Genomic DNA, 12,115 nt, shown 5'->3' with positions numbered 1-12,115 from the left:
GTCTCCCTCTCCGCGCCCCGTCTCTACCTTTACCCCTCGCCTTCCTTTTTCTTCTTCGGCGGTCGCGGCGGGCCTTCGACCGGCGGCAGCGACTTGATGTAGGTGGCGATCGCTGTGCGGTCGGCTTCGGGCAATTGCGACGTGTTCTTGATCACGCGCGTCATCGCGCCGCCGGCACTGTCGCCGTCGGGCGTTTGCCCCGTCTCGAGAAAATAGGCGATGTCCTTCTCGCTCCAGTCGGAGAGACCCTTTTCGGTGATGTTGGGCACCCAGCCCTCGCCTTCCGGATTCGGCCCGCCGGCAAAGCGCTGTGCGGCGATGATGCCGCCGAGAAAATTGCGCGGGCTGTGGCATTCGGCGCAATGCCCGAAGCTGTTGACGAGATAGGCACCGCGATTCCACGCCGCAGAGCGCGAGAGATCCGGAACGAAAGGCTTGTCGTCGAAGAACAGCAATTTCCAGATGCCGACGTTGCGGCGGATGTTGAAGGGAAACGGCACATCATGATCGCGCACCTTGCCAGGCACCGGCGGGAGCGTCTTCAGATAGGCAAAGAGATCGCGCACGTCTTTCGGCTGCGCATGCGCGTAGGAGGTGTAGGGAAACGCGGGAAAAAAATGCGAGCCCGCCGGAGACACACCCCGCATCACCGCGGTGATAAAATCGGCCTCGCTCCATCGCCCGATGCCGTCGGTCGGATCGGGTGAGATGTTCGGCGCGTAGAAGGTGCCGAAGGGCGACGGGATCGCAAGCCCGCCGCCGAGCTTCAACCGGTCGGGCTGGTTGGGGACGGCATGGCAGGAGGCGCAACCGCCGGCATTGAAGATGACCTCGCCGTTTGCGATGTCGGGCGTGAAAGCCGGCGCCGTGACCGCCCCCGCCAGCGGCACGGCGGCCGTCAACCACCAGTAGAGGCCGATCCCGGCTGCGGCGGCAACAAGGGCGGCAGGCAAAATCCGACGCGGCATTCAACGTTCCATCATGGCCAATCGCAACCTTATGACCGCGGCCGCCGTTCCTCCAGTCATCAATTTGTGCCAAGTTTTGACACGCGACTGCCGGATTTTCGGGAATAACCCGCAAAATCCATTGTTGTGGAATCGTGGCGATATGAACAGGGAGAGAAAGCCATGTCCAAGACGATGTTTGCTGCGCTTGCGTTCGGAGCGGTGGCGCTGCTCGCTGGCCCTGCCAGCGCCGAGAAGTTCAAGGCGACGCTGGACGGCAAGAACGAGGTGCCCCCGAATGCGAGCACAGGATCGGGCACAGCCGACATCGATTACGATCCCGGCACCAAGAAGCTCTCCTGGAAGCTCACCTATTCGGGCTTGAGCGGGCCCGCGACGGCGGCGCATTTCCACGGACCTGCCGAGAGCGGCAAGAATGCGGGCGTCGCGGTTGCGATCCCCAACGCCACGGCGAGCCCCGCTGAGGGCAGCGCTACGCTGACCGATGCCCAGGCCGCCGACCTCGAGTCCGGCAAGTATTACGTCAATGTCCACACCGCGGCCAATCCGGGCGGCGAAATCCGCGGGCAAGTGACGAAGTAAGCATACGCCAATCCGGCTGCGCCTTCCCTCCACTGTCATCGTCCGCAAAAGCGGACGATGATGTATTCCAGCGGCGGCAGAGCTTCAGCCCAAACGCCTCTGGAAAACTGGACACCCCGCATTCGCGGGGTATGACCAACGGAATATTCTGCAATCAGCAAACAAAAAGGGCGGATGTATCGGCATCCGCCCTTTGCTCGAGATGCGTAGATAGCGCAGATCAGGTCTTCTTGATTCGGAAGGTCTCGTGGCAACCCCCGCATTGCTTGCCGATGACGGAAAGCTGCGCTTTCAGCGTGTCGAGATCGGTGATCTTGCCCTTGGCGTCACCAATCACCTTGGCAAAGCTTGCGATGTGCTCATCGAAGCCTGCCTTGTCTTCCCAGATCTTGGACGAAGGGCTGTAGTCGCCGTCGAACGGCTTGCCCTTGATGCTCGCCGGGAACAGTGTCGGCAGCTTGGCTGCGGTGTCGGCGAACTGCTTGATCGCCGCATCCACGGTCGCCTGGTCGTAGGGCTTCTCGCCCTTGACCATCGCAGCAAGCGCACCGGCATTCTTGCCATTGCCCTTCATCATCGTTTGGGTGTCCTTGACCTGGTCCGGCTCGGCCATGACGGCACCAAGACCAAGCACCAGCGCGCCAGCAACCACAATACTTCGCTTCATCCTGTTCCCCTGAATTTCAAACTTGACCGTTCTGATGGCCCTTCTTGGAACCCCGTGGACAAGACATCATTCCCGCGGCAAATTTTGGATGTCACAGGCTGTGCCGGCGCTGATGCTCGCGAATGGCGATCCAGATCCGCTCCGGTGTCGCCGGCATGTCGACATGCTCGATCTTGTACTCGCGCCACAGCCCCTCGACGATGGCGTTCACCACGGCGGGACAGGAGCCGATCGCGCCCGCCTCGCCCGCGCCCTTCACCCCCAGCGGATTGGTCTTGCAGGGGACGTTGTGGGTCTCGAAGTGGAAGGAGACGCCGTCGGCGGCGCGCGGCAGCGCGTAGTCCATGTAGGTGCCGGTGATCAGCTGGCCGTCGGTCGGGCTATAGACCACCCGCTCCATCAAGGCCTGTCCGATGCCCTGCATCACCCCGCCATGCACTTGCCCTGCAAGCAAGAGCGGATTGAGGGTCACGCCGAAATCATCGACGATCACATAGTTCACGATCTTGACGATGCCGGTCGCGGGATCGATCTCGACCTCCGCGATATGCGTGCCGTTGGGATAGGTGCCGTCGGCGCTGTTGAAGGTCGCGGCGCCCTTCAGCTTCGAGGGATCGGTGCCCTGGCGCTTGGCAAGATCGGCAAAGCTGATGGTGCGGTCGGTGCCGGCGATGCGTACGACACCGCCTGTGATCTCGAGATCGGCCGCGCTGGTCTCCAGCGCCTCCGCGGCAAGCTCCTTCAATTTCTTGCCGAGTTCGGCCGTGGCACGCTGCACCGAAACGCCGCCGGTCGGGATCGAGGCCGAGCCGCCGGTGCCAAGCCCGGTTGCGATCTCGTCGGTGTCGCCCTGGTGAACGTGCACGCGCTCCGGCGGCACACCGAATTGCTCGGCGACGATCTGGGCATAGGCGGTCTGATGGCCCTGCCCACTCGACTGCGTGCCGATCAGAACCGTGATGTCGCCATTGGGATCAAGCCGTACATTGGCGGTCTCGTCGCCCATGGTGCCACAGATCTCGACATAGCTCGACATGCCAATGCCGCGCACGAGACCATCTTTCTTGGCGGCCTTCACGCGCTTGGGAAACTCCTTCCAGTTCGCGACTTCCATCGCCCGCTTCATGTGCGCGGCGAAATCACCTGAATCATAGACCTTGCCGGTGACGGTCTTATAAGGCAGCTGCCGCGGCTGGATGAAGTTCTTCTTGCGGATCGCATCCGGCGTCATGCCGAGTTTGCGCGCGCAGGCATCGACCAGGCGCTCGATGACATAGGCAGCTTCCGGCCGTCCGGCGCCGCGATAGGCATCGACCGGTACGGTATGGGTGAAGACGGTGCGGACCCGGCAGTGGAAGGTCTGGATGTCATAGAGGCCCGGCAACATGCCGGCGCCGCCATGCGGAATATAGGGTGCAAAGGTCGAGAGATAGGCGCCCATGTCGCCCATCAGGTCGACGTCCATGGCGAGGAATTTGCCGTCCTCGGCAAGCGCCATCTTCGCGGTCGTGACATTGTCGCGGCCCTGCGCGTCGCCCATGAAATGCTCGGAGCGGTCGGCAGCCCAGCGCACCGTCTTCTTCAGTTTTCGCGAAGCGACCGCGAGCAGCGCATATTCGCGATAGGGAAACAGCTTGGTGCCGAAACCGCCGCCGACATCGGGACAGATCACCCGCATCTTCTCGACGGGAATGTCGAGGATATTCTGGCACAGGATGTCGCGCAGACGATGGCTGCCCTGGCTGCCGGCAGTCAGCGTCAGATGGTCGCGCTTGGCGTCGTATTCGCAGATCGCCGCGCGCGTTTCCATGAAGCTTGCCACCACGCGCGGATTGACGATGGAGATTTCCGCAACCGCATGCGCTTTCGCAAAGGCCTCATCAGTCGCCTTTTTGTCGCCGATCGGCACGTCGAACAGGATATTGCCGGGCTTGTCCGGCCATACCTGCGGCGCGCCGGGCTTGACCGCATTGGCAACGCCAGACACCGCGGGCAGCGGCGTCCAGTTGACCTCGATGGCCTCGATCGCGTCGCGTGCGTGATCGATGGAGTCGGCGACGACGAAAGCAACCGCATCGCCCACGTGACGCACCTCGTCCTTGGCCAGGATCGGGTAAGGCGGGCCGGTGAAGGGATCGACCTCGAAATTGAACAGGCACGGCAGGCCGCCGAGATCCTTTACATCCTCAGCTGTCAGGATCAGCGCCACGCCGGGCAACGCAAGGGCCTTGCTCGCATCGATGGTGAATTTGGCATGCGCGTGCGGCGAGCGCAAAACCAGCGCGTGCAGCGAGGCCTGCGGCGCGTGATCATCGGTATAGCGGCCCTTGCCGCGGATCAGCGCGTCATCCTCCTTGCGCAGGACACTCTGACCAACGCCGAACTTGATAGGAGCAGCCATCTTATCTCCAACTCTTCTTGTGAATTGGAGGCATATTGCAGCGGATTACGGGATTGCGCAAACGCCTTTAGCCCTGGCTAGCGCACCAGTGACTTGAGCCATTTCGGGCCGAACAAGAGCAGGACCGATCCGGCGTAGATCATGGCCCCGACAACCACCAGGATCACGAGCACAATTTCATCACGGTAGGCCGTGAGACCGGCAAGATGCGCTGCAGCAAATTTGGCCGTCAGCCACAGTACGGCGGCAAGCACGACCCCGCTTAGCGCGAACTTCGCCAGCGCCCCGATGAATGCACGGTTGAGCTCGAGATAGCCCGCCCGTACCGCGAAGCCGAGCACCAGCAGCAGATTGATCCAGGCGCCGATGGCGGTGGCGAGCGCGAGCCCGATCTGAGCGAGCGATCCCATCAGGAGGAGCTTGAGCGCCACGTTGGCGGCAATCCCGGTGAGAGATGCCTTGACCGGCGTTGCGGTGTCCTTGCGTGCGTAGAAGGTCGCGACCGCGCTGCGGATCAGTACGAAGGGAATGAGACCGACCGCATAGGCCGCAAGCGTGGCGCCGGCTGCGGCGGCGTCTGTCTTCGTGAAGGCGCCGCGGGCAAACATCGCGCGCGTGATCACATCAGGCACCGCGAGGAAGGCGGCAACGAAGGGCACCGCAAACAGCAACGTATAATCGAAGGCGCGGCGTTGCTGTGCCATGGCGCCTTCATGATCGTTCGCCGTGATCCGTCGCGACATTTCCGGTAACAGCACAGTGCCGACGGCGATACCGATCACGCCGATCGGAAGCTGGTTGAGCCGGTCGGCATAATAGAGCGCCGACAGCGCGCCGGCCGGCAGAAAGGTCGCGATGATGGTGTCGGCGAACATCGCGACCTGCGTGCCCATCGAGCCGAGCGTGGCCGGACCCAGCGCGCGGAAAAAGGCGCGGATGTCCTCATCCAACTTGAGCGGCGCAAAGCGCGGCAGGCCGCCATGGGTGGCGAGATCGCCGGCCAGCAGGAAATATTGCAGGAAACCCGAGATCAAAACGCCCCAGGCGGCGGCGTGGCCGACGGTGGGGAAGAACGCCGCGATGGCGAGCGTCGCCATCATCGAGATGTTGAGCAAGATCGAGGCGCCGGCCGCGCTGGCATAGCGGTGCATGACATTGAGCATGCCGCCATAGAGCGTCACCAGCGTGATCAGCAGCAGATACGGGAAGGTGATACGCGTGAGCTCGATCGCGAGGTTGCGCTGCGCTTCATCATGGGTGAAGCCCGGCGCGAGCAACGTCATGGCCTGCGGCATGAAAGCCCAGGCGAGCACGAGCAGGATCACCTGCGACAGGAACAAGAGCGTGAACACGCGGTCGGAAAACAGCTTGGCCGACGCCTCACCCCGCCCGCCATGGACATGGGCGTAGGCCGGGACGAAGGCGGCGTTGAAAGCGCCCTCGGCAAAGATGGCGCGGAAGTGATTGGGCAGGCGGAATGCGACGAAAAACGCGTCCGCCACCGGCCCCGCACCGAGGATCGCCGCGAGCATGATATCGCGCGCGAACCCCGTCAGCCGCGAAAGCAGGGTATAGCCACCGACCGTGAAAATGCGCCCAAGCATGCGCCGCTTCTAAAGGAAGTGAGCGTCGGTTTGAAGCGAAGAACGCGCTTCACCTCTCCCCGGGGAGACCCGTCGGGAGAGGTGAACCCGTGGCGCGACCGAATTACGCCGAAAGTGCGCCGCGCACGGCGGCGATGACGCGGTCCTGGGTCGCTTCGTCCAGATAGGCATGCATCGGCAGGCTGATGACGTCGGCGGACAGCGCCTCGCTGACCGGCAGGCCGCCGTCGGCTACCGGGAAATGGCGGTAGGCGGTCTGCTGGTGGATCGACTTCGGATAATAGATCGCCGTCGGCACGCCCTGCGCCTTCAGCGCGGCCGCGAACGCGTCGCGATCGGTACCCTTGGGCAGGCGGATGGTGTATTGCGCCCAGACCGAGCCGCAGCCGGGCTTCAAGTGCGGCACCTTGACGACGTTGCCCAGTCCGCGCGCATAACGCTCGGCGACCTCATTGCGGGAGGCGATCTCGTCCTCGAATATCCTGAGCTTCTCGATCAGGATCGCCGCCTGCATGGTGTCAAGCCGCGCGGTCAGGCCGAGCCGCACATTGTCGTATTTGTCGCTGCCCTGCCCGTGCACGCGGACGCTGCGCAGCGCCACGGCAAGCTCGTCGTCATCGGTGAAAATGGCGCCGCCATCGCCGAAGCAGCCGAGCGGCTTGGCGGGGAAGAAGCTCGTCGCGGTCGCATGCCCGATCGAGCCGAGCCGGCGGCCCTTGTAACTCGCGCCAAAACCCTGCGCGGCGTCATCGAGCACGAACAGGCGCTCGCTTGCGGCAACCTCGGCAATCGCATCGTGGTCGGCGCTTTGGCCGAACAGATCGACCGGGATCACCACCTTCGGCTTCAGCCCGCGCCGCTTTGCGACCGCAATGCCGCGCGATAGCGACACCGCATCCATGTTGAAGCTGTCCTCGTCGACATCGACGAGAACCGGCGTGGCGCCGGTCAGTGCCACGGCCTCGCCGGTGGCGCAGAAGGTGAAGGACGGGCAGAGCACGGCATCGCCCGGGCCGATATTCCCGGCCATCAGCACCATCAGAAGCGCATCCGTGCCGCTCGAGCAGCTCACCACATGCTTGGCGCCGGAGAAGGCGGCGAGCTGTGATTCGAGCTCGGTCACCTCGGGGCCTCCAAGGAACTGGCAATGCGTGAGCACGCGGGAGACCGCCTCGTCGATCGACTTGCCGAGCCTTGCACGCTGGGCGCCGACATCGATGAAGGGAATGGGTTGCGGACGCAGATGCTGGTTCATGGAGCCTTGCAGCGATTGTGGACACATGAGTGAATTAACCGGCGACGCGGCGCGGCCCCTTGCGGGCGGTCGCCGCGGCGGCGGGCTTGGCGGACGTTTCGAGGCAGCGCGTGGCGATCTCGAGGCTGGCGACGCCTTCGTCGCCGCTGACCGCGGGCGTGCCGCCGGAGCGCACCGCCTGCAGGAAGGCGATCAGCTCGGCGCGCAGCGGCTCGTCATGGCCGACCGGCAGATGACGCATCGAGTAGCTGCCGTCGGGCTTGAAGCCGAAACATTCGGTGACCTGGCGGGTGAGCAGATCGCCCATCACATATTTGCCGCGGGTCGCGACCGTGACGTTGCGCGCCTTGAACGGCGTCAGCCAGTTGGTGTTGATGTGCGCAAGCACGCCGGAAGCGGTGCGGAACTGCAGCAGCGCGATGTCCTCGCGCTCGGCCACGGCGCTTGAGAGCTGCGGCTGCACCTCCACGATATCCGACTCGGTGAACCAGCGGATCAGGTCGATGTCGTGCACGGCCAGATCGATGACCACGCCGACATTGGACATGCGCGGCGGGAACGGGCCGACCCGGGTGATGCCGATGGAGAGAATATCCTCGCCCGAGATCGCCTGCTTGATCGCGGCGACCGCCGGGTTAAAGCGCTCGACATGGCCGACCATCAGCGTGACGCCGGCGGCCTCCGCGGCGGCAACGATCTCCCGGCCCTCCTCGACGGTCGAGGCAATCGGTTTCTCCACCAGGACATGAATCTTCTTGTTGATGCAGGCGAGCGCGATCTCGTGATGCATATGGGTCGGGGCCGCGATGGTGACGGCGTCGACGCCTTCGGCGACCAGCTCGTCAAGGCCGGCGAAGGTTCGGCAATTGGTGAGATCAGTGGCGCGCGAACGATGTGCCGGCAAGGGATCGACCACGCCGACCAGGCTGGTGTCCGGCAGGCCGGCGAGTACGCGGGCGTGATTGGTCCCCATCACGCCGGCGCCAACGACGCCGACACGAAGCCCGCGCTTGGCTGCGATTTTCATCTCTGATGCGGTCCCCCTGGAACTCATACGTTCAACCCCCAATGGTACGTCGCCCGAACCAACCCCGATGGCTTCCTAGCACGTCGTCACAAATGTGGCGAATGCTGAAGGTGTTAACCGGACACGATTTGATTCAAACGATTACAGCCTCGAATCAGGAAATTCCCCTGCGATTCGAACAGCCTGCGTTGTCCGTGAATTGGCGCGGAATTTAGGCAAAAGGAGCTGGAGTTGCGCAAGCGGAAGGCAGTTTCTGCCCGATTCCGCTACCTCCCGATCGCGTCCTTGCGTGCGCCTTTCAAGCACGATGGGCTTGGGCTCATCACGCTTTAGCCTTTTGATTGGGCATGATCATTTCGGAAAACCGCGTCACACTTTTCGGGATCACGCCCTATTTGCCGAGCGAGCCGAGGTAGCGGATCGCCGAGACGCTCGGCAGGAAGGTATAAGCCCCGCCCCTGCTGCGAACGAAGCGCGGCAGGCTGCGCAGCCTGAAGGTGCGGCCCGATTTGAGCACGACGTCGAACCAGCCGGTCTCGGGCGCGTTGGCGCCGATCAGCGGATCATTGGAGCCGGTCACACGCGGATCCTGAAGCCCGACATTGACCCAATCGGTGCACATCGCCTCGAACTGGGCGCCGAGGCTCGCACCGATGAAATTGCCGAGCAGACCGCGCTCGGGCGCTTCAACCCCGTCCGGCTTGGCGGGATCATAAGGCGGCCCATAGGGGATGCCGCGCCGGACCAGGCGTCGGCTATTGTTGGCGACCCGCTGCACGATCTGGGCATCGCGCGGGTTGGTGCGGCGGATGTGCGAGCTGTAAGGACAGCTGGAGTTCGCTGCATAATCGAAGTTGTTGAGCTGCTTCTCGGGGATCGGCGTCGCCGGGTCCGGCGTATCCGGCGATACCGCGAGCGGCACGCCGTTGCGCCAGCGGCCGCACATCTGCGCCGCGACGATCTCGCGAAGCGCAGCCTCGCGCGACAGCCCCGCACCGATCTTCGTCTCGGCGCCCGGCGGCAGCAGCTCGTCGACGCCTGCCTGCGTGAGGAGATATTTCGCCGCCTCGGTCAGATAGTTTTCGAAGCCCACCACGTCCTGCGCCAATATGCGGAAGGCGTTGAACGTCCCGTTGTGTCCGAGCTCGACCGGGTCGGGCACGTGCCAGAGCAGACCCTCGAAATTGTTTGGATAGCCCAGCAGCACCGTGCCGAGCGGTGCCATCTCCTGCGGATCCGGGTAATCCTCGGGATCATGGATTTCGGCAAATCGCGGTTGCGAGATGTTGTCGTGATAGCCGAAATGCACATAGTCGCCGTGGAAGTTGAACCCCTCGCGCACGCCGAGCAGGCGGAAGGTACGTGCGTTCTGCAGTGCCTGGCGCTGTACGCGGTCGAGGTCAGCCACCTCCTTGGCGTGGACCGAGACGATCACGTGAATGTCGCGTGGTTTGTCGAAGGGCGCCGGCCATCGCTCCGGCGCACTGTCCCCGATGTCACCGAGCTTCAGCGCCCGCGCAGTCATGCCCTCGACGAACTCGGTCGGAAAGCTCGCAAGCGATTGGCTGGCCGTACCGAGCGCCCGCAGGCCCTCGAAGGTCAGGCCGATGTTGAAACAGGTGGACGGCTTTTCGTCCCAGGGCGCCTGCGACGTCACCTGCGGCACGCCACCGGCACCCGACACAGTGGCGCCGAGCCAGGCGCGCGCCTCAGCGGCATCGCCGACCGAGAGAATGAGGTGCCGCACGCGCGGATGGCGATAGCCCTGCAGGATATTTCCCTGCACGTCAGCGACGTCGACCATGGCGCTCACCATCCGATTCCAAATTGCTTGCGCACCTCGGCTACCGAATAGCCGGGATAGGCGCGGTAGCCGGAGCCAAGTGAAACATTGGGGTTGACGTGAAGCTGCAGGATCAAGTCCCGCGGCAACAGCCTCAAATCCCTGGTGATAGCCGTCTCACCATTGACCGCCTCGATGTCGCGGAACAGGTCGGTTGCCTGGTCCGAGACCTGGTAGAGGTCATGGGCGTGCACCCAGTCGATGAACTTCTCGACATGGGTCTCGGAGGGAATGACGGCATCGCCGCCTTCGACCAGTTTGACGACCGCATCGAACACGCAGCCGATGGTGGCGATGAAATCGCGGATGTAGTTGGTGAAGTCGCCGTCATAGACGGAGAACATACAGATGTTTTCGCCGACGATGACAAAACGCGCGAAGTGGACCGTGCCGACATTGTCGAGACCGGCATAGATCTCGTCCTTGTTCTGGGCGATCGCGAGCGCGGCTTCGGCGCGGCCGACCGCCGACTTGTCCTTCAGCGGCATGATCAGATTCATCATGCGCTGGACGTTGTCGCCCGACTGCACCGAATAATGCGGGCCGCCCGGCTGGGGCTTCACCGGCGTGCGCGAGGCCCAAATGGGCACAAGAATCCTCCCCGCCACGAACTTCATGATTTTCGTTTCCGGAAGCTTCTTCACAAATTGCTCAAACCGATCGGCAAGCCCGGCCATTACGTTCCGCTCCGGTTGAAAGGACATGCGGTGCCGCCGCGCCGCTTGCGCGAGTCCTCGTAGGCGTCACGGCGGGCGAGCAGGATGGGGTCATTGGACGGTTCGATGCCGTCCACCAGGCGCCATGGATTGAAGCTGATGTGCTCGGCAGCCGCCTGCTGGTCCGCCGGGACGGTGTCCAGGATCAGCGTACCCATCACAACGCGCACGCGCTTGGCCGGCCATGGCACTGTGGGGTCGTCAAGTGCATCGCCGCTTTCGCCAATGGTCATCATCAACAGAAACCGCGCCGGCCATCGCGCCAAGCGCTCGCGGAGCTCCCCCTGCAGATAGTCGTCCTCCGGCGGCGCATCGGGATCGGTGTTGCACACACCCGCGACCGGCTTCCAGGCAAAACGGACGGGACGACGTACCCCATCCTCCCCGGTCACGATAAAGGTATGAACGGCGTGATAGGCGGCCCGGACGTAGCTGACCGGGGCCCCGATCGATCCCGCCTGAAACACCGCGAGTTGAGCGAAAGGATGCGCATTGGCATATTCCAGCGTGCCGGCATCGCCGCTTTCCTTTTGCCCGGGATAGGGATCACGCAGCGGCTGCTTCAGCTGAAGCATATCCCAGATCTTTTGCCACGGCGTCTCCTTCTTGACCGGCTGCTGCCGCGCCGCCGTGGTGAAGTCGATGAACTCCCTTGTCGTTCGGACAAAGAAACCGTTGAGCGTCATGGCGATCAGGTCGGTCGCCGCCTCATTCTTCAGATGAAAGCGGGTCGCCATGCCACGGACGTCATTCCATCCGTCGTGCTGGACGGGGCTGCCCGAGCCGTTGGAAAAACGCACCGATACATCGACCCGCTGCCCGCCAAAATGCTCGGCGCGACAATAGTTTCGCGCGATGTCTGAAGCTTCGAAATAGCCACCAACACCGATCCCGATGGTGTGGATCGGCCGCGTGCCCGGCCTATGGTCGGGAAAGTCTTCAATGATGGCGTCGACGAGCTGGCTCGGCGAAGGATCTGGAGATGCAGTATTTTTTGCTGAAGGGCTTTGCGCCCCACAGTTTTGCGAAGGTGTGTCGTCCATACCTCCTCC

General features: G+C 63.4%; 10 protein-coding genes. 1 reads left to right on the top strand and 9 read right to left on the bottom strand.

The window, feature by feature from the left end; translation table 11 throughout:
- Nucleotides 1–29: 29 nt before the first annotated feature.
- On the bottom strand, nt 30–968 hold the full coding sequence (locus A3AI_RS0123120; RefSeq protein ID WP_024517862.1) for a c-type cytochrome: 939 nt from the start codon (nt 966–968) through the stop codon (nt 30–32).
- A 162-nt stretch (nt 969–1,130) separates the two neighbouring features.
- Here A3AI_RS0123120 and A3AI_RS0123115 point away from each other — a divergent pair, with 162 nt between their 5' ends.
- Nucleotides 1,131–1,550, top strand: a complete 420-nt coding sequence (locus A3AI_RS0123115; RefSeq protein WP_024517861.1) for a CHRD domain-containing protein — start codon at nt 1,131–1,133, stop codon at nt 1,548–1,550.
- Between the two features lie 220 nt (nt 1,551–1,770).
- Here A3AI_RS0123115 and A3AI_RS0123110 read toward each other — a convergent pair whose 3' ends face one another.
- The 8 genes from A3AI_RS0123110 to A3AI_RS0123075 all read right to left on the bottom strand — a co-directional run bounded on the left by A3AI_RS0123110 (nt 1,771) and on the right by A3AI_RS0123075 (nt 12,106).
- A complete protein-coding gene (locus A3AI_RS0123110; RefSeq protein ID WP_024517860.1) occupies nt 1,771–2,217 on the bottom strand; it encodes a c-type cytochrome in 447 nt (148 codons plus the stop codon).
- 91 nt (nt 2,218–2,308) lie between these two features.
- A complete protein-coding gene (locus A3AI_RS0123105; protein ID WP_024517859.1) occupies nt 2,309–4,618 on the bottom strand; it encodes a xanthine dehydrogenase family protein molybdopterin-binding subunit in 2,310 nt (769 codons plus the stop codon).
- Between the two features lie 77 nt (nt 4,619–4,695).
- Nucleotides 4,696–6,222 carry a murein biosynthesis integral membrane protein MurJ gene (murJ, locus tag A3AI_RS0123100; protein WP_024517858.1) on the bottom strand — a complete coding sequence of 509 codons (1,527 nt, stop codon included), beginning with the start codon at nt 6,220–6,222 and terminating at the stop codon, nt 4,696–4,698.
- 103 nt (nt 6,223–6,325) lie between these two features.
- Nucleotides 6,326–7,477 carry a DegT/DnrJ/EryC1/StrS family aminotransferase gene (locus A3AI_RS0123095; RefSeq protein ID WP_024517857.1) on the bottom strand — a complete coding sequence of 384 codons (1,152 nt, stop codon included), beginning with the start codon at nt 7,475–7,477 and terminating at the stop codon, nt 6,326–6,328.
- 34 nt (nt 7,478–7,511) lie between these two features.
- Nucleotides 7,512–8,531, bottom strand: a complete 1,020-nt coding sequence (locus tag A3AI_RS0123090; protein WP_024517856.1) for a Gfo/Idh/MocA family protein — start codon at nt 8,529–8,531, stop codon at nt 7,512–7,514.
- Nucleotides 8,532–8,895: 364 nt separating this feature from the next.
- Nucleotides 8,896–10,308 (bottom strand): Dyp-type peroxidase, encoded by a 1,413-nt coding sequence (locus A3AI_RS0123085; RefSeq protein ID WP_156927898.1) that lies wholly within the window; start codon nt 10,306–10,308, stop codon nt 8,896–8,898.
- 5 nt (nt 10,309–10,313) lie between these two features.
- Nucleotides 10,314–10,937, bottom strand: a complete 624-nt coding sequence (locus A3AI_RS0123080; RefSeq protein ID WP_156927897.1) for a hypothetical protein — start codon at nt 10,935–10,937, stop codon at nt 10,314–10,316.
- Nucleotides 10,938–11,023: 86 nt separating this feature from the next.
- Nucleotides 11,024–12,106, bottom strand: a complete 1,083-nt coding sequence (locus tag A3AI_RS0123075; RefSeq protein ID WP_024517853.1) for a catalase — start codon at nt 12,104–12,106, stop codon at nt 11,024–11,026.
- Nucleotides 12,107–12,115: the final 9 nt, after the last annotated feature.

The sequence above is a fragment of the Bradyrhizobium sp. Tv2a-2 genome (genome assembly GCF_000472425.1).
Taxonomy (GTDB): domain Bacteria; phylum Pseudomonadota; class Alphaproteobacteria; order Rhizobiales; family Xanthobacteraceae; genus Bradyrhizobium.
This window is presented reverse-complemented; position numbering and strand designations above follow the sequence as displayed.